The following is a 17825-nucleotide window of genomic DNA, read 5'->3' on the forward strand; positions in this document are numbered from 1 at the left end:
ACATCTCAATTTAACCGATTTTCAAGGCAGTTGTCAAGAGCAAGCTCGCCGTGGTCGCTCGACGGGATTTTTTGCGATTGATGGCTTGAAGCATAGTGGAGAGGATCTACAAGAATGCCTCAAGGATTAACGAAAGAGAGCAGCGTACTTGTGACGGGGGGCACAGGGTCGTTTGGCCGTGCGTTTGTCAAGGAGGTGTTGCGGCAGTTCCCTGATATTCGACGTCTCGTCATTTTCAGCCGTGACGAGCTAAAGCAGTTCGAGATGGCTCAGGAGTTCCCCTACCAAAAGTATCCAGGTATCCGCTACTTCATTGGCGATGTTAGGGATCGCGATCGCCTACGCCGGGCTCTGAACAAGGTCGATATTGTGGTTCATGCGGCTGCCCTGAAGCAAGTGCCGGCGGCTGAATATAATCCCATTGAGTTTATTCGCACCAATGTCATGGGGGCCGAAAACGTCATTCAAGCCTGCCTCGACACCGGTGTCAAGCAAGTCATTGCCCTCTCCACCGACAAGGCGGCTGCCCCCATCAACCTCTACGGGGCAACAAAGCTCTGTAGTGACAAACTCTTCATTGCTGCCAATAACTTTGCGGGTCGTGATCTGCGGTTCAGTGTGGTTCGCTACGGCAACGTTATGGGGTCACGGGGGTCAGTGATTCCTTTTTTCTTGAAAAAGCGCTGTGAGGGCTGCCTACCAATTACGGATCCAGCCATGACTCGCTTTAATATCTCCCTCCAAGAGGGGGTAGAAATGGTACTGTGGGCACTGCAGCACAGTTGGGGGGGCGAAATCTTTGTGCCGAAAATTCCCTCCTACCGCATTCTCGATGTTGCAGAGGCCATTTGCCCGGAATGTGAGCAACAGTTTGTGGGTATCCGTCTAGGGGAAAAGATCCACGAAGAGATGATTACCACTTCCGATTCTTACACCACGGTTGATTTAGGCCAGTACTATGCCATTTTGCCTATTCAAGGGCGGTTCACGCTAGAAGAGTACTGTGCCCAAACAGGGGCAACACGGGTTAAACCGGGCTTCAGCTATAATTCTGGCACCAACGATCGCTTCCTTAGTGTCGAGGAGCTGCGCACTCTGATTCGCCAACACGTTGACCCGAACTTTATCCCAGGCAGGGGCTAAATGGGCACAATTCCCTACGGTCGCCAAGACATTACGCCAGAGGATATTGCGGCTGTCGTTGACGTCCTGCAATCGGACTGGCTGACCCAAGGCCCCAAGGTTCCCGAGTTTGAAGCAGCACTGGCCAGTTGTTGTGGTGCACGGTATGCCGTTGTGGTTAGTAGTGCCACAGCAGCGCTTCACCTCGCCTGTATTGCAGCGGGGCTACAAGGGGGCGATCGCCTGTGGACCTCGCCGATTACCTTTGTTGCCTCGGCGAATTGTGGCCGCTACTGTGGTGCCACGGTGGATTTTGTTGATATTGACCCCCACACCTATAACCTGAGTGTTTCTGCCCTTGCCGACAAGCTAGCAATTGCCAAAAAGCAAGGGACGCTTCCCAAGGTTGTCATTCCTGTTCACCTCGCCGGACAATCCTGTGAGATGGCTGCCCTTGCTGAACTTGCACAGACCTATGGCTTTACCCTCATCGAAGATGCCTCCCATGCCCTTGGGGGTCACTACCGTGGCCGACCCATTGGCTGCTGTGAATTCTCGACGATGGCGGTTTTTAGCTTTCATCCCGTCAAGATTATCACCACGGGTGAGGGCGGTGCCATTCTCACCAATGATCCAGGCCTCTACCAGCAACTCATCCGTCTGCGCAGCCACGGGATTACCCGCGATCCCCAACACATGGTGAGCGACTCCCACGGCCCTTGGTATTACCAACAACTGGAACTGGGCTTTAACTACCGCATGAGTGACCTGCAAGCGGCCCTCGGCCTACAGCAACTGCAACGCCTCGATCAGTTTGTCGAGCGGCGGCGTTTTTTAGCCCAACGCTACCATCAATCTCTTGCGGATTTGCCCCTCACGCTCCCCTTTCAGCATCCTGATACCCGCTCCAGTTGGCATCTCTACATCATTCGCCTGAAGCGAGACCAAATTCAAGCTTCCCATCGCGAAGTCTTTGAAGCCCTTCGTTCCCTTGGAATTGGGGTGAATCTCCACTACATTCCTGTGCATACCCAACCCTACTATCAGCAATTGGGCTTTCAATGGGGAGACTTTCCCAACGCCGAGGCCTACTACCAAGAAGCGATTAGCTTGCCTCTGTACTATGGACTGACCCTTGCCCAACAGGATCAAGTCATTCAGGCGCTCAAGCAAGTCTTGGCTTAAGACCGCAACGCAAACAGCCCCTCCCCTATGCGAAAGTAAGCCTGCATCAACCGCTCAAAGCGATCGCCCAAGTCCCGTTTTGACTCTGCTGGCGATCATCTCACCCTAGGGGCTTTTAAGGTTTGAGGCCTCTTGCCTTCAAGAATTGTAGGAGGTCACTCCTTTGAATGTGATTGAGCACGACTTCAGTGCGTTGAAGCGAGCGTGGATGTATGCAGGGTCAAACAATTCTATTGATGAAGTGATTCGCAATTATTGTGCTGAATAGCGTCTCATTCTTTATTGGAATAGCTATAATTCTAACGAAGACCCAATTCACCCATGCCTAGTGATTAGACTATAAAGCATCAGGTGGCTTGAGGACAGTTTCATGGTGAAAGATGGGTTACGCTACTGGCCGCTGGGTGTTGTTCTTCTTTTAGGAGTGGCTCTTGAACCGGTTAGAGCAGCAGAGATGTCCCTACCCCAAACGGGTGTAGCAGAGGAGGAGTTGATTGCTCTCATTAAAGAAGACCCCTTTGCCCAAGCTCGCCTGCCGCAATCTGAAGGCTCTGCTGTCGATCTATTGCCGCTGCCACCCCAGCCCCCCGCAGAAGTCGTTCCGCCTGTAGAATCCCCTGCTCCCCTACCCACGAGCACTGAGATCAAGGATGATTCAGCAGCCCCCTCTGTGGAACCTGCACCAAGAACGACTGACAATTCTTCAGAAGCTCCAACAACAGTGGAACTGACCGCAGAGCAAGCCGCACAGGAGGCGCGGTTAGCACTTCTACGGGAGGGCGATCGCCACTGGCAATTAGGAGACACCGTCACAGCCCAAACCTATTACCAAAAGGCCAAGGCTGACCTAGATTTGCCACCCCCCCGTGTCACCCCCCCCGCTGTACTGGAAATTAGTCAACTGCCCCCCGCTGCCCAAGTCTATTGGCGAGAAGTTCAAGGAGGTTCCCAACTCTACAGTGCCCAAGCCGTGCCCCTGCGGCTGTTGGTGGAGCAATTCCCAGAGTTTATCCCCGGCCAAGTGCGCTTCGCTGAGTTTCTAGCGCAGCAGGGTTCCCTCAAAGAGGCCTATGCCCATCTCGAAAAAGCCGCCAGCCTCTATCCTGATCAACCCGATATTCAACGTAGCCTCGTCACCCTCTACGATCGCCAGCAACAGTGGCTAGAAGCGGCTCTTGCCGCCCAACGTTTTGCCCTCCTGAATCCTGACCACCCCGCCACACCCGAATTTCAGCAACTAGCCGCAGAGCGAATGCAACGGTTCCGTCGTCGCCTTCAGGGACAACTGCGCGAAGGCATGATTGTCGGCGCCCTCACTGGACTGGTGGGTGTGGCACTCACGGGCAATCCCTTACTATCCTTGGACTCGATTCAAATGATGGCCTTGATGATGCAGGGAGAATCTGCCCTAGGCCGTTCAGCAGCACAGCAAATTAGCCGCCAAGTCAAGCTCCTTGAGGATCCTGAGGTTCAAGCCTATGTCAATGAAGTGGGGCAACGCCTCGCCAAAGTGGCCGGTCGCAATGAGTTTGAGTATGAGTTTTTTGTGATAAAAGATAATGATCTCAATGCCTTTGCCCTGCCAGGAGGCAAGATTTTTATCAATTCCGGTGCAATTCTCAAAGCCAATACCGAGGCAGAACTTGCTGGCTTACTGGCTCACGAAATTGCCCACGCGGTGCTCTCCCACGGTTTTCGCTTGGTCACCCAAGGCACGGCCACTGCCAACTTGACGCGGTTATTACCTGCTGGTGGCTATGTGACAGGGATTCTCGTGACTAGCTATAGTCGAGAAATGGAGCGAGAGGCGGATATTTTGGGCACACGGATTCTGGCGAGGGCAGGCTATGCCGCTGATGGCCTACTTAACCTCATGCACACCCTCAAGAAGGAATACCGTCATCAGGAGCCACCGTTACCATGGTTTTCTACCCACCCACCGACCAATGAGCGCATTCGCTATATCCGTGGTTTGATGCGCGATCGCGGGTACACCCCCTTTGCCTTTGAGGGGGTCGAACGCCATCAACAAATTCAAGCGCGCTTGCGTACCCTTGTGGATCCCCCCAATCCCAAAAAGTCCAAACGGGAAACTGCCAAGACGCCGCAATAGCTGAGTCCGCTTTGAATGTTCTGAATGTCTCGACATTGCTTTCAAACCCTTGAGTACGAACCCGCATTTCTCTCCCTAGGGGAAGAGTACTGGGACGAGGTACAGGCGGCAACCTTTCCGCAGCATATTCTGCGTTTTCGCAATGATGCCCTCTTACCCCTGATGGGTCTGAATCCCGCCAAGGTAACCGATGCTGACTTTATTGCAGCCTTTGGCCAGTTTCAGGGGCGTGAACCTTTTTTAGCGATGCGTTACCACGGCTACCAATTTGGGGAATACAATGCTCGCTTGGGGGATGGCCGAGGGTTTCTCTATGGTCAGTTTCGCGGTGTGGATGGTCAACTGTATGACCTTGGCACGAAAGGATCCGGCACCACACCCTATTCGCGGGGGGGAGATGGTCGGCTGACGCTCAAAGGCGGTGTCCGTGAGGTTTTGGCCAGTGAACTGCTGCATCGCTTGGGGGTGAGCACCTTTCGCAGTCTCAGTTTGGTGGAAACGGGAGAATCCCTCTGGCGGGGGGATGAGCCATCGCCGACGCGATCGAGTGTCTTAGTGCGCCTTGGCCGTTCCCATATTCGCTTTGGTACCTTTGAGCGGCTCCACTATCTGCGGCGACCGGACTTGATTCGACGGTTACTCGACCACGTCATTTACTACTACTACCCCCACTTGCTAGAGATCCCAGACCCCAAGGAACGGGATTGTACCTTTTATCGTGAGCTAGTGGCACGCACAGCGGATCTGGCGGCGCAGTGGTTGGTGGCGGGGTTTTGTCATGGGGTTTTGAACACCGATAATATGGCCATTACGGGCGAGAGCTTCGACTATGGTCCCTATGTCTTTTTGAAGCACTATGATTTGGGGTTTACAGCCGCCTACTTTGACTACTATGGCCGCTACGCCTACGGCAATCAACCAGCAATTTGTGCTTGGAATTTGGAGAAGCTGCAAATCCCTCTGTCTTCAGTAATGCCCCTTGAGGAAATGCAAGTTGCCCTAAAGACCTTTGGCGATCGCTGCCAAACCACCTACTTGAAACTCATGCTCAAACGCCTCGGTTGGGCAGACCTTCCTCTAGAAATTGGCCATCCCTTGGTGGCAGAAACCCAAGCTTTTCTCAGCCGCAGCACCATCAGTTATCCCCAATTCTTTGTCAGCCTACGGCAGGAATTCTCCCCTGAGTGGGCTGTAGATCCCAGTCATATCTTTCGTAACAGCTCAACCCTCACGCCAGCAGATCAGAAATTGCTAGAGGTTTGGAAAAGAACCTATTTTGAGCTACTTCAGCAAGCCAGCCCACGGCAGCGGGCGGCAATTCCCCAAACCCTACAGGCAGCCAATCCCCTTGTCATCCTCACTCGTTCCCAGATCGAACACATTTGGCAGGCCATTGATCAGGCGGATGATTGGTCACGATTTACTACAGCTCTTGAGTTGATGCAGGCATGAAGCGACTCCTTTGCCTGAGTAATGGCCACGGTGAGGATGCGATCGCTAGCTCGATTCTGCAGGCCTTGCGGCAGCGGTGTCCACACTTAGACCTAATGGCGTTGCCCTTGGTGGGCTTAGGGTCTGCCTATACGCGGCTGGGAATTCCTGTATTGCAGCCTAGAAAAATACTCCCCTCTGGGGGCTTTATCTACATGGATCTGCGACAGCTATGGCGAGATCTCAAGGCAGGTTTGCTGGGACTCTTGGGATCACAGATTCGCGCCATTCAAGCTTGGCAGCAATCGGGAGGACATCTGTTGGCGGTGGGGGATATTGTGCCCCTATTGCTGGCCTATGGCACAGGGGGAACCTATAGTTTTATCGGCACTGCTAAGTCTGACTACTACCTATATGACACGACGGGGCGTCCCTATCGTTGGGGCATGGGCTGGGCGGGGAGTGACTACCTGCCTTGGGAGCGATGGTTGTGGCGATCGCCCCGCTGTCGAGGCATTTTTGTCCGTGATGAGTTAACCGCTAAAGGGTTGCGGCAATTCGGTTACACGGTTCACTACTGTGGCAATCCCATGATGGACTTAGTGATGCCACCCCCTGAGCGATCGCCTTTTACGACTAGAACCATTGTGCTACTGCCGGGGTCTCGTGCCCCTGAGGCCTACCGCAATTGGCAACAGATCCTACGGGTACTGGCGCCCTATCCCGATCAGCCGCTGACCTGTCTTGCCGCTGTCAGTCCCAGCCTTGATTTACGGATGCTTGAGCAAAGCCTTGAGGGTTGGCAACCCATCGCCAGTGCATTACCCCAGACCAGCGCATGGCAGTTGGGTCAGCAACAACTGATTTTAAGTTCACATCACTTTCGTGAATTTCTGCATTGGGCAGAAGGGGGCATTGCCCTCGCCGGCACAGCCACAGAGCAGTGTGTGGGCTTAGGGAAACCCGTGATCACCTTTGCGGGTGCAGGCCCCCAGTTTACCCGTGAGTTTGCTAGTCGCCAAAAACGCCTTCTCGGAGACTCGATTTTCCTACTCGATGATCCTCAAGAGGCCATCCCGACCCTTTGGCAGATTTGGGAAGATGCGACTTTACTTGCGCGAATTGCCGCCAATGGCAAAGAACGCATGGGCGACCCCGGAGCGAGTGATTGCATTGCTGAGCAACTGTTAAAAATACTCGGCAATTGAGTCCTGCTAAAAAAAAGACCCCCATCCGTAGATGGGAGCCAAGGAGGATTGAGTTTGGTTAGATGAAGTCAGTGACTCTAATCAAGGCTCGGCATCGAGAGTACGGGTTCAGACTCACGGTCAATCCCCTTCTCAAAACCAGCCGCCGCCGCACGGGCACGACCAGCATGCCACAGGTGACCCACTAGGAAGAAGAAGGCCAAGACAAAGTGGGACGTAGCCAACCAAGAGCGGGGTGACACGAAGTTCACCGAGTTGATTTCGGTGGCCACACCACCCACGGAGTTCAAAGAACCCAGAGGGGCATGGGTCATGTACTCAGCGGCACGACGCTCTTGCCAAGGCTGAATGTCATTTTTGATCTTGTTCAGGTCAAGACCATTGGGACCGCGCAACGGCTCCAACCAAGGACCACGGAAATCCCAGAAGCGCATGGTTTCACCACCGAAGATGATTTCACCCGTGGGAGAGCGCATCAGGTATTTACCAAGACCGGTGGGGCCTTGAGCCGAACCGACGTTCGCACCCAATTTTTGGTCACGGATCAAGAAGGTCATTGCCTGAGCCTGAGAGGCCTCTGGACCCGTAGGACCATAGAATTCACTGGGATAGACCGTGTTGTTGAACCAGACAAAGCAGGTGGCAATGAAGCCCATCATGGACAGGGCGCCCAAGCTATAGGACAGATAGGCTTCCCCAGACCAGATAAAGGCACGGCGTGCCCAACCAAAGGGCGTCGTCAGAATGTGCCAGATACCACCAGCAATGCAGATCAAACCGATCCAAATGTGACCACCGACAACGTCCTCAAGGTTGTTGACGCTGACGATCCAGCCCTCACCGCCAAAGGGAGACTTCAGCAGGTAGCCAAAGATCACCGTGGGGTCAAGAGTGGGGTTGGTAATGACGCGGACATCGCCACCGCCGGGTGCCCAAGTGTCATAGAGGCCACCAAAGAACATGGCTTTGGCCACCAACAGCAGGGCACCAATACCGAGGACGATCAGGTGGAAACCGAGGATCGTCGTCATTTTGTTTTTATCTTTCCAGTCGTAGCCAAAGAAGGAGGAGTATTCCTCAAGGGTTTCAGGGCCACGAATGGCATGGTAAACCCCACCAAAGCCGAGAACAGCAGAGGAAATCAGGTGCACCACCCCGACCACAAAGAAGGGGAAGGTGTCCACGACTTCCCCCCCAGGGCCAACGCCCCAACCAAGGGTGGCAATGTGGGGAATGAGAATCAGCCCTTGCTCGTACATTGGCTTCTCAGGAATGAAGTGAGCCAACTCGAACAGGGTCATGGCACCGGCCCAGAAAACGATCAGGCCAGCGTGGGCGACGTGAGCACCCAAGAGTTTGCCGGAGAGATTAATCAGACGAGCATTACCGGCCCACCACGCGAAACCGGAGGATTCTTGGTCGCGATTGGTGGCAAAAATCGAGTTACTAGAGAGCGTTACCACGGGGGAGTACCTCTTCTGGGAAGACAAAGTTTTCATGGGGTTGGTCTTGGGGCGCCATCCAAGCGCGAATGCCCTCGTTCAAGAGCAGGTTCTTCGTGTAGAACGTCTCAAACTCAGGGTCTTCCGCTGCCCGAATCTCCTGCGAAATAAAGTCGTAAGACCGCAGGTTCAACGCCAGACCCACCACGCCAATCGCACTCATCCACAGCCCCGTCACGGGCACAAACAACATGAAAAAGTGCAACCAGCGCTTGTTCGAGAAGGCAATGCCAAAAATTTGGCTCCAGAACCGGTTGGCCGTCACCATCGAGTAGGTCTCTTCCGATTGGGTGGGGCTAAAGGCACGGAAAGTGCTGGCGCCTTCGCCATCTTGGAAGAGGGTGTTCTCCACTGTGGCACCGTGGATGGCACACAACAGGGCACCGCCGAGCACACCGGCCACCCCCATCATGTGGAAGGGGTTCAAAGTCCAGTTGTGGAACCCTTGGAAGAACAGCAGGAAGCGGAAGATGGCAGCCACGCCAAAGCTGGGGGCAAAGAACCAACTGGATTGCCCCAAGGGATAGATCAAAAAGACGCTGACAAAGACGGCAATGGGGGCACTGAAGGCAATGGCGTTGTAGGGACGGATGCCCACCAAGCGAGCAATTTCAAATTGCCGCAGCATGAAGCCAATGAGGCCAAAGGCGCCGTGGAGGGCGATAAAGGTCCACAGACCGCCCAGTTGGCACCAGCGGGTGAAGTCCCCTTGGGCTTCGGGACCCCAGAGGAGCAGGAGGGAGTGCCCCATGCTGTTGGCGGGGGTGGAAACGGCAACGGTGAGGAAGTTGCAGCCTTCGAGGTAGCTGGAGGCGAGGCCGTGGGTGTACCAAGAGGTCACAAAGGTGGTACCGGTCAGCCAGCCCCCGAGGGCAAGGTAGGCGCAGGGAAACAGTAGGATGCCTGACCAGCCGACAAAGACAAATCTGTCACGCTTGAGCCAGTCGTCGAGGATGTCAAACCATCCCCGCTCTGCTGGCGCTCGTCCAATTGCGATCGTCATGGAATTAAATCCTCTTGCAGATATAGATGCCAGATTTAGAACCTTACAGTTGCTGGTAGGGCGTGATCGGCTCCCTAAAACTTAGGAGCGATCGCTCCAGCATCCTGTTAATTTGGCTTCATAAATAAGAAACCCATCCCTCGCTAACGCTTGAGCTAGTAGGTGGTTTTACCTAGTTGCTGTTGGCGTTCACCAAGGGTAGGTTAAGCTTCCCATCAGCATTTGCTGCGGGAGAACTATATTAACGTGATAGCGGAATTCTTACGAAATATCAAGGTGATTGTTGCCTAGCTTCTCAGCTTTCTCATTTTTGAGCAGGGGTCGCAATCTGGCAAGAGAGCAAGAAATTCAGGCCTCAACTTGCAGAGAACGTCAGCAAGAAATGTTAACTTTTGTAACACTGCTGCCAGCGGTTGCTGCCATAAAAGTCTTGAGCGATCGCCCACCCGCCAGAAACAGAGGGATAGCTGTCTTGATAAGATAGGAGACGTGCAGGATAGTCTTTGCCAACAACCGAGAAAAGGAGGCCCGCCATGGCGACCGAACGACGGGTGGCACGGGTAGCAGAATTAATCAAACGGGAAGTGAGCCAGTTGTTAATGTATGAAATCCGCGATGAGCGCGTGGGGGCGGGCATGGTCAGTGTCACCGATGTGGAAGTTTCCGGTGATTTGCAGCACGCCAAGATCTTCGTCAGTATCTACAGCACCGATGAGGTACGGCGCTCAACCATGGCCGGCTTGAAAGCGGCTTCAGGCTTTGTGCGACGGGAATTGGGGCAGCGCATTCGCCTGCGGCGGACACCGGAGGTCGTCTTTATTGAGGATCGATCGCTGGAACGGGGCAGTCGCGTTCTTTCGCTACTGAATCAAATTGGGCAACAGCAGAGTGCTGCAGAGACTCCTGAAACAGCGTCTTAGGTGCGGCTTGGTCTTGCGGGAACCGATGCAGTAAGGTAGTGCCTCGGCGGTAGGGAGGAGCTTTTGCTGCGCTGGGGAGGTGCCAGTAGGGTTTTCAGGATCACAAAGGCCGCAATGCCAATTAAGAAGTAACCAAAGCCCTGCTGAAGTCGCTTGGCAGAAATGCCGTGACTGAGATAGCTACCGATAACAGAACCGCTAGCGGCGGCTAAGGTGAGGGTCAGGGTTAAGCGGGGATCCAAGCTAACCGTGCCCAGATAGCCCCAAACCGCAGCTACGGAATTGGCGGTGATAATCAGCAGTGAGGTGCCGATCGCCTGCCGCATTGGAATTTTGCCCAATAAAACAAGGGCAGGCACAATGGCAAAGCCCCCACCAACCCCCACCAACCCCGTCAGAATACCCACACCAATGCCTTCGGTGGGTAGCCATAGCCAGCAGTACTTACACACAGGCGGAGTGTAGAGCTGACTCTCAAGGGAGCCATTGGGAGGCGTCAGTTCAGAAGCAGGGGGACGCTGTTGCCGCCGAATCATTAAAATAGCCGCCACCATCATGGCAACGGCAAAGAGTAAGAGTTGCACCGTATCGGTAATCCAAGGCAAGGCTGCCAGTCGCGCCCCGAGATAGGCACCCATCATGGTTGCCGAACCAAAAATCAGTGCCAGACGCAAATTAACGTAGCCGCGCCGCCACTGGGGAATGACTGCCAGTAAACTGACGCTGCCAACAATCACAAGCGTCATCGGGATCGCGACCTTGGTTTCAATGCCCATGACATAGACCAGCACTGGCAGGGCAAGGACAGAACCGCCGCCCCCCAATAGACCCAGACTCAAGCCGATGGCGATCGCCAGCCCATGCCCTATCCAGTAGCTCAGCATGGGTTATTTCACCTGTGGGCGATTGAAGGGCAGCAGTGCCAAAACCCGCGCTAGGGCACAGGTACCGGTGACACCGGCAAAGACCAAACCGGCACCGACAAAGCCCGACAGGAAGAAGAATCCCGGATTGACGGTAAAGCCCAAGATCACTCCCGTGAGAATCAGACTGCCGGCCACAATTTGCACCTGCCGCATCAGGCTGATGGGCGCACTAACCGCACCCGTGATCGGATAGCCCCCCTGTTTCCAGCGTTGAATGCCCCCTTCAAGGTTTTTCAGGTTTTTGAAGCCCCGACTGGCAAGGATTTCGCAGGCCATGCGCGATCGCCGGCCAGATTCACAGTAGAGCACCACCGGGGTGTCAGAATTACAGGGGGGTTCAAGTTCCTTCACATTGGCCAAAGGACAGAGCAGCGCTCCCGGAATGTGGGCATTGTTGTATTCGCTTGGCTCCCGCACATCAATGAGCAGTACCTGCTGGCGTTGCAGGGCATCGTGCAGTTCAGCCGCAGAAATAAGGGGAGACTCAGTCGTTGCTGTGGTCATCGTCGTTGGTTCTCCAGTGGTTACTCAGGGTTGGCTAGACAGGGGCGATCAGGGGTCAAAGGACTAGACGGCGGCGGCAACCATGCCACACTGTTGGTTAGCGGGCACCGCTTCCATAATTTTCTTGGGATCCGGCAGGTTCAGGTTGGCCATGAACTCAATGAACTGCTGGCGATCGCGACCGACAAAGCGGGGATTAAAGCGTTTTTCTTCACCAATGGTGGAAACGGTGTGACCGCGATAGTCATGGCCGGGATAGACCAATGTGGTGTCTGGGAGCGTAAAGAGCCGCTGTGTTACCGCATCGTACATTGCGCCTGCATCGCCACTTTGGAAATCAGTGCGGCCACAGCCACGGATAAACAGGGAATCCCCCGTCAGCAGGTGGGTACCATTCACGAGGAAGGCCATGTGGCTATCGGTGTGCCCCAAGGTGGCGATCGCCTGAATCGGAATGCTACCGACGTGAATCACTTCACCGTCTTTAATATAGCCATCGGCGCAGTCCACATGGGCATTTTCAGGCACAAGGGTTTTGCAGCCTGTGCGTTCGCGGACTTTGCCCGCCCCGGTAATGTGGTCGGCGTGGACATGGGTTTCGAGGCAGTAGCGCAGTTTCAACCCCAATTGCTCAATTAGCTGCACATCCCGATCCACCTGTTCAAGGACGCTATCCACCAAGGCGGCCTCACCCGTGGCTTCATCGGCAATCAGGTAAGAATAGGTCCAAGTGTCGTAGTCAAAGAGTTGGCGAAATAGCATAGCGGACTCCTTTATGGGGTAAAGCGTGAGGGGACTCGTTCAGCCTGAAAGCTAGACTTAAAACGGTTACTACTTCAGCTTAGTGATCCTAAGTATAATTTTATAACTATTCAGTAAAGAAATGTCAAATCCCCCCTGCCCCCATTTTTCCAAGGGAGAGCCAATTTAGGATAAGAGAAGGCAGTTTCAGAGCACTGGGGATGTCCACACTACAGCAAATTACCCCTTGGCAGCGGGTCACAGAGGAGCTAGCAGCCATTGTCGGCAAGGGGAGCGTCATCAGTGATGCAGCAGAAGCCCTTGTGTATGAGTGCGATGGGCTATCCATGTATCGGCAACGACCCAAACTGGTCGTGCTACCGCAAACCACTGCCCAAGTCTCTGCCATCCTCAAAGTGTGCGATCGCTATCGGATTCCCTTTGTTGCCCGTGGCTCAGGGACGGGGCTATCGGGGGGAGCCTTACCCCACACTGAGGGGATTCTCATCGTCACTTCTCGCATGAACCAGATTCTAGAGATTGATCTGGCCAACCAGCAGGTGGTTGTGCAGCCAGGGGTAATCAATGCTTGGGTAACGCAAGCCGTTGCCGATCAGGGCTTTTACTATGCCCCGGATCCCTCCAGTCAAATTATTTGTTCCATTGGCGGCAATGTCGCTGAAAACTCTGGGGGCGTCCACTGCCTGAAGTATGGCGTGACCACGAATCATGTGCTGGGACTGACGGTGGTGTTGCCCAATGGTGAGATTGTTGAACTGGGGGGTGCGGCCCCAGAAATGCCCGGCTACGATCTCATGGGCGTCTTTGTTGGCTCCGAAGGGACGCTGGGAATTGCCACAGAAATTCGGCTGCGTATTCTCAAACAGGCGGAGGCGATCGCCGTGCTATTGGCGGACTTCACCACGATTGAAGCAGCGGGAGAAACGGTTTCCGCGATTATTCGGGCGGGGATTATTCCCGCTGGCATGGAAATCATGGACAACCTCAGTATCAATGCCGTTGAGGATGTGGTGGCCACCAATTGCTACCCCCGCGATGCTGGCGCCGTACTCCTAGTGGAAGTGGATGGCCTAGATGCCGAAGTGCCCATTTTGCAGGAGCGCGTCACACGCATTTGCTATGAACAGGGAGCACGCCATGTAACGGTTGCTACAGAGGCTGAAGATCGCCTCCGCCTTTGGAAAGGGCGCAAAGCGGCTTTTGCGGCTGCGGGTCGCCTCAGTCCTAATTATTTTGTCCAAGATGGGGTGATTCCTCGCAGTCAACTGGCCACCGTCCTCAAGGAAATTGAACAACTGAGTCAGCGCAGTGGCTATCGCATTGCCAATGTCTTCCACGCTGGGGATGGCAATCTGCATCCCTTGATTCTCTACGATCAGGCAGTGCCGGGCGCCCTTGCCGAGGTGGAGGCTCTAGGCGGTGAAATCCTCAAGCTCTGTGTGCGCTTGGGGGGCAGCATTTCCGGTGAACACGGGATTGGTAGCGATAAGGCCTGTTTCATGGGTGAGATGTTTAGCCCAGCAGATTTAGAAACGATGCAGCAGGTGCGCTGCGCCTTTGATCCCAAACGCCTTGCCAACCCCGAAAAGGTGTTTCCCACACCCCGCACCTGTGGCGAAGCCGCCCATCAACTTCAAGATTTTCCCAGTATTGAGGCCTTTTAGCAGAATGAGTGCAAAAATTCCAGTCACGATTATCACGGGTTTTCTTGGGAGCGGTAAAACGACCCTAATTCGGCAGTTGCTCCAGAAGGCAGCGGGCAGGCGCATTGCCGTGATTGTGAATGAATTTGGTGATGTCGGTATTGATGGCGAACTTTTGCAGTCCTGTTGCGATCGCACAGCGGGCATCTGGGAACTCACCAATGGGTGCCTCTGTTGCACAGTGCAGGAGGAATTTTTGCCCACCATGCAAACCCTCTTGGCACGACGGCAGGAGATTGATCACATTGTCATTGAAACCTCTGGACTCGCCTTACCCAAGCCGCTCGTGATGGCTTTTCGTTGGCCGCAGGTGCGCCATGCCGCAACCGTCGATGGGGTGGTGACAGTGGTAGATGGCGTTGCCTTGGCAGCCGGTCAAGTGAGTGCTGATCTGGAGGCGCTCTTTGTCCAAAAGGCAGCCGATCCTAGCTTGGAGCATGAGGACACCCCCCTTGAGGAACTCTTTAACGATCAACTGGCCTGTGCCGACTTGGTCATCCTCAGCAAGGCGGATCAACTGACTCCCGATCAGGTAGAGCTGCTCATCGCTGAACTGCGCACTCAATTGCCCCCACGGATTAAGCTGCTGGCAGCTCACCAAGGACAGGTGCCGGCGGATCTGCTGCTGGGATTTAATGCAGCGGTGGAGGAGAATTTGGGGCAGCGACCCAGCCATCATGACTTTGAGGAGGAGCATGACCACGACGCGGAGATTCAAGCGGTTTGTTTAGAGCTAGGGGCTTGGGATCTGCAACGCCTACGTCAATCCCTCGAGCGCTTGCTGCAAATACCTGACATTTACCGCGTTAAGGGCTTTGCGGCCATTGAGGGCAAACCCATGCGTCTGGTGGTGCAAGGGGTGGGTCAACGGTTAGACTTGTTTTACGATCGCCCGTGGCAAGCGGCAGAGTCACGCCAAACTCGTCTAGTGGTGATCGGTCGTCAGTTGGATCCACAGGAGTTGCTGTCCCATTTTGGCTAGGAGGCTATGGCCAGCCTTGAGGATGTCATTGACCGCCAACTGCACCAACTATTGGGTAGCAGGGCAACGTGGTTCATTGATATCGGCGATCGCCACCTCAGCATCTGGGTTGAATCGACAACTTTAGAGCCAACAGATTTAGATCGCCTATCTAGGTGGGGCAAGACCCTTTGGCAGCAGTGGCAGCGGGGCAGTCTCCAACTCTTTGCGGCAGAACCCCATCAGCCCTTTCCCTATTGGTGGAAATCTTGGTCTGTTGCCTCAGCCACACCGCAGGCCACTCAAATAGGTGAAACGACTGCGGGCGATCGCTTTATTATCTGCGGCCTTGGGAGTTTGGGGCAATTTTGTATCCAAAGTCTGCGCCGCTTTGCCGGTGAGCATTTGGCCCTAGAGATTCGTGCCATTGAACGCCACGCCAACATTGAGTGGGAAATTCCGCAGTTGACGGAGTTGCTCAGTGAACCTGTGATCATCGGTGATTGCCGGCAGGAGGCGGTTCTGAAAGCGGCTGGGATTGATCGCTGTCGTACCTTACTGGCGGTGACCAGTGATGAGGCCACCAATATTGCGACGGCGATTGTGGCTCGGCGCTTAAATCCCGATGTCCATCTTGTGGTGCGCTCTAGTCGCGATAATCTCAACGCCCTTCTAGAGAAAAAACTGGGGAGCTTTGTGGCGCTCAATCCCACGGAACTACCAGCTCCTGCCTTCGCCCTTGCAGCCCTTGAGGAAAATATCCTTGCTGCGTTTACGATTGAGGGTCAGCAGTTTCGGGTGTTGCAACAAACGATTACCGCTGAGAGTCCCCTCGTGGGTACCCCTGCCCACCGCTGGCAGCGCCGTCACCAACGCCTCATTAGTGTGCGCTCGTGCCATGCCCAATCCTCAATCTTCCAGCCAACGCGCCCCCACCGCCTCTTTAACCATTGGCCGCCGGATTTGTGCTTTGCGGTGGGCGATCGCCCGATTTGGATTGAACGGGTAGAAGTGGTGAAATCCTTGCCCATCCCTGACCCCAATCCCACCCAGCGCCTCATTCAGCAGGTGCGCCAACTGCCTGAGCAGGTAGAACAATTCTGGCAGTGGATCCATGGCGATCGCTCTCGTGAGTTGATCTTCAATGGCCTTTGGATGGGCAGTGGTCTGTGGCTTGTGACCGCGATCCTGCTGCGCTACAACGTCCCCGAACTCACATGGCAAAAGGCCTTTGCTGCCGGCTTTATTCTCCTTTTGGGGGGCTTTGGCGATGTCTTTGGCGGGCTAGAAAACGATCCGATTCCCCCTTGGCTGCTGGTGGTCTGTATTTTGGTGGCGATCGTTAGTCTCCTCTTTATTGTCGGTGTCTTGGGACTTTTGGCGGAAAAGCTGCTGCAAGCGCGGTTTGACTTTCTCAAGAAACGTCCCCCCCTGCCCACGGCGGATCACGTGATTGTTGTTGGCTTAGATCGCATTGGTCAACAGGTGGTGCAAATCCTACGTGCCTTCCGTCAACCCCTTGTGCTACTGGTGGACAACCCAGAGCAAACTCAGCTTTTTGAAGACCTGCCCATGCTCCTTGGCAACATTCCAGAAAAGCTCCCCCAAGCCCATTTGGAGACCGCCAAAAGTGTGGTTCTCACCACTGCTGATGAAATGTTGAATCTAGAGGCAGCCCTAATTGCCCGCCAAGCCACGGAGCAGCGGGAATCCCCCATTGGGTTGGTCATTGGCATCTATGATCCCAGCCTTACTAATGATCTGCGGGATCTCCTACCCCGTGCCCGCCCCCTCTGTGCCTATGCCCTTGCTGCTGAGGCCTTTGCCGGTGCCGCCTTTGGCGAAACAATGTTGGGTCTGTTTCAAATTGATCAGCAGACGGTACTGATTGCCGATTACACCGTTACTGCCGGCGACACCCTTGAGGGCAAGTTGATTGGCGAGGTGGCCTATGGTTATGCAGTCATCCCCATTTTCTACAATCGCCATGAGCAGTTTCTCGGCGGTGAGATCAGTCATCAGTTTTTGCCCAGTGATACGCTGCAACTCACGGTGGGCGATCGCCTGATTGTTTTAGCAACCATTGATGGCCTACGGCGCATTGAACAGGGCAAAATGGCGCCCCGCCGTCTCTGGCGGCTTTGGGTGGGTCATCCTCGCAACGCGGAAGCTGCCCTAGAAATTGGCAATCTGATCACCAAGATTACGGGTCTGCCCCTGCCGCGATCGCGCACCTTTATCCAGCAACTGCCTGCGACATTGACCCTCGCACTTTACGAACCCCAAGCCTTTCGCCTCGGTCAACAACTGCAAGCCCTCGCCCCTGTGCGCCTCTTTCCTTTGGTGGCTCAGGAAACCGCGTAGGTGAAAATCGGCCTCACCTATCGCTCTACATTATCGAACAGATCGAATAAATTGCGAATAAATTGATTTTGGCATTATGACACAGAGTGCTAGTCTGATTATTTAGAACGATAAATGTTCT

Annotated in this window: 15 protein-coding genes and 1 pseudogene; 10 read left to right on the plus strand and 6 right to left on the minus strand. The window is 54.5% G+C overall.

Annotated features, from left to right (window positions below; genetic code table 11):
• Positions 1–114 precede the first annotated feature (114 nt).
• The 6 genes and pseudogenes from pseB to RHJ80_RS00740 all read left to right on the plus strand — a co-directional run bounded on the left by pseB (position 115) and on the right by RHJ80_RS00740 (position 7059).
• Entirely contained in the window at positions 115–1143 is a 1029-nt protein-coding gene (gene pseB / locus RHJ80_RS00715) for a UDP-N-acetylglucosamine 4,6-dehydratase (inverting) (RefSeq protein WP_310801262.1), read from the plus strand.
• Positions 1144–2307 carry a UDP-4-amino-4,6-dideoxy-N-acetyl-beta-L-altrosamine transaminase gene (gene pseC / locus RHJ80_RS00720; protein WP_310801263.1) on the plus strand — a complete coding sequence of 388 codons (1164 nt, stop codon included), beginning with the start codon at positions 1144–1146 and terminating at the stop codon, positions 2305–2307.
• Between the two features lie 163 nt (positions 2308–2470).
• Positions 2471–2575, plus strand: a pseudogene (locus RHJ80_RS00725) (IS630 family transposase); the annotation flags it as partial.
• Between the two features lie 102 nt (positions 2576–2677).
• A complete protein-coding gene (locus tag RHJ80_RS00730; protein ID WP_310743943.1) occupies positions 2678–4420 on the plus strand; it encodes a M48 family metalloprotease in 1743 nt (580 codons plus the stop codon).
• Between the two features lie 24 nt (positions 4421–4444).
• Positions 4445–5872 carry a protein adenylyltransferase SelO family protein gene (locus RHJ80_RS00735; protein ID WP_310801264.1) on the plus strand — a complete coding sequence of 476 codons (1428 nt, stop codon included), beginning with the start codon at positions 4445–4447 and terminating at the stop codon, positions 5870–5872.
• Positions 5869–7059 (plus strand): lipid-A-disaccharide synthase-related protein, encoded by a 1191-nt coding sequence (locus tag RHJ80_RS00740; RefSeq protein WP_310801265.1) that lies wholly within the window; start codon positions 5869–5871, stop codon positions 7057–7059. Before RHJ80_RS00735 ends, RHJ80_RS00740 begins: the two co-directional genes overlap by 4 nt.
• Before the next feature lie 77 nt (positions 7060–7136).
• Here the strand turns inward: RHJ80_RS00740 and psbC are convergent, their stop codons facing one another.
• The 3 genes from psbC to RHJ80_RS00755 form a co-directional block, all read right to left on the minus strand.
• Complete coding sequence (gene psbC, locus RHJ80_RS00745; protein WP_190278038.1) at positions 7137–8522, minus strand: photosystem II reaction center protein CP43; 1386 nt, start codon at positions 8520–8522, stop codon at positions 7137–7139.
• A complete protein-coding gene (psbD, locus tag RHJ80_RS00750; RefSeq protein ID WP_149818344.1) occupies positions 8506–9564 on the minus strand; it encodes a photosystem II D2 protein (photosystem q(a) protein) in 1059 nt (352 codons plus the stop codon). The genes psbC and psbD overlap by 17 nt, the downstream gene beginning before the upstream one ends.
• Before the next feature lie 385 nt (positions 9565–9949).
• Positions 9950–10099, minus strand: coding sequence for a hypothetical protein (locus RHJ80_RS00755; protein WP_310453105.1), 150 nt, complete (start codon positions 10097–10099; stop codon positions 9950–9952).
• Here RHJ80_RS00755 and rbfA point away from each other — a divergent pair.
• Positions 10098–10484 (plus strand): 30S ribosome-binding factor RbfA, encoded by a 387-nt coding sequence (rbfA, locus tag RHJ80_RS00760; RefSeq protein ID WP_149820016.1) that lies wholly within the window; start codon positions 10098–10100, stop codon positions 10482–10484. The genes RHJ80_RS00755 and rbfA overlap by 2 nt on opposite strands.
• On the opposite strand, the gene RHJ80_RS00765 is transcribed toward rbfA, so the two are convergent.
• From RHJ80_RS00765 to RHJ80_RS00775, 3 genes are all read right to left on the minus strand, one after another.
• Positions 10481–11368 (minus strand): sulfite exporter TauE/SafE family protein, encoded by an 888-nt coding sequence (locus RHJ80_RS00765; protein WP_310801266.1) that lies wholly within the window; start codon positions 11366–11368, stop codon positions 10481–10483. The genes rbfA and RHJ80_RS00765 overlap by 4 nt on opposite strands.
• Positions 11369–11371: 3 nt before the next feature.
• A complete protein-coding gene (locus RHJ80_RS00770) occupies positions 11372–11914 on the minus strand; it encodes a rhodanese-like domain-containing protein (RefSeq protein ID WP_310801267.1) in 543 nt (180 codons plus the stop codon).
• A gap of 63 nt (positions 11915–11977) precedes the next feature.
• Positions 11978–12676, minus strand: coding sequence for an MBL fold metallo-hydrolase (locus RHJ80_RS00775; RefSeq protein ID WP_024124642.1), 699 nt, complete (start codon positions 12674–12676; stop codon positions 11978–11980).
• Positions 12677–12876: 200 nt separating this feature from the next.
• Here RHJ80_RS00775 and RHJ80_RS00780 point away from each other — a divergent pair, with 200 nt between their 5' ends.
• The 3 genes from RHJ80_RS00780 to RHJ80_RS00790 are packed head-to-tail and all read left to right on the plus strand — an operon-like array spanning position 12877 to position 17704.
• On the plus strand, positions 12877–14340 hold the full coding sequence (locus tag RHJ80_RS00780; protein WP_310801268.1) for an FAD-linked oxidase C-terminal domain-containing protein: 1464 nt from the start codon (positions 12877–12879) through the stop codon (positions 14338–14340).
• Between the two features lie 4 nt (positions 14341–14344).
• Complete coding sequence (cobW, locus tag RHJ80_RS00785; protein ID WP_310801269.1) at positions 14345–15361, plus strand: cobalamin biosynthesis protein CobW; 1017 nt, start codon at positions 14345–14347, stop codon at positions 15359–15361.
• A 6-nt stretch (positions 15362–15367) separates the two neighbouring features.
• On the plus strand, positions 15368–17704 hold the full coding sequence (locus tag RHJ80_RS00790) for an NAD-binding protein (RefSeq protein WP_310801270.1): 2337 nt from the start codon (positions 15368–15370) through the stop codon (positions 17702–17704).
• Positions 17705–17825: the final 121 nt, after the last annotated feature.

The sequence above is a fragment of the Thermosynechococcus sp. QS41 genome (assembly GCF_031583515.1).
Lineage (GTDB): Bacteria > Cyanobacteriota > Cyanobacteriia > Thermosynechococcales > Thermosynechococcaceae > Thermosynechococcus.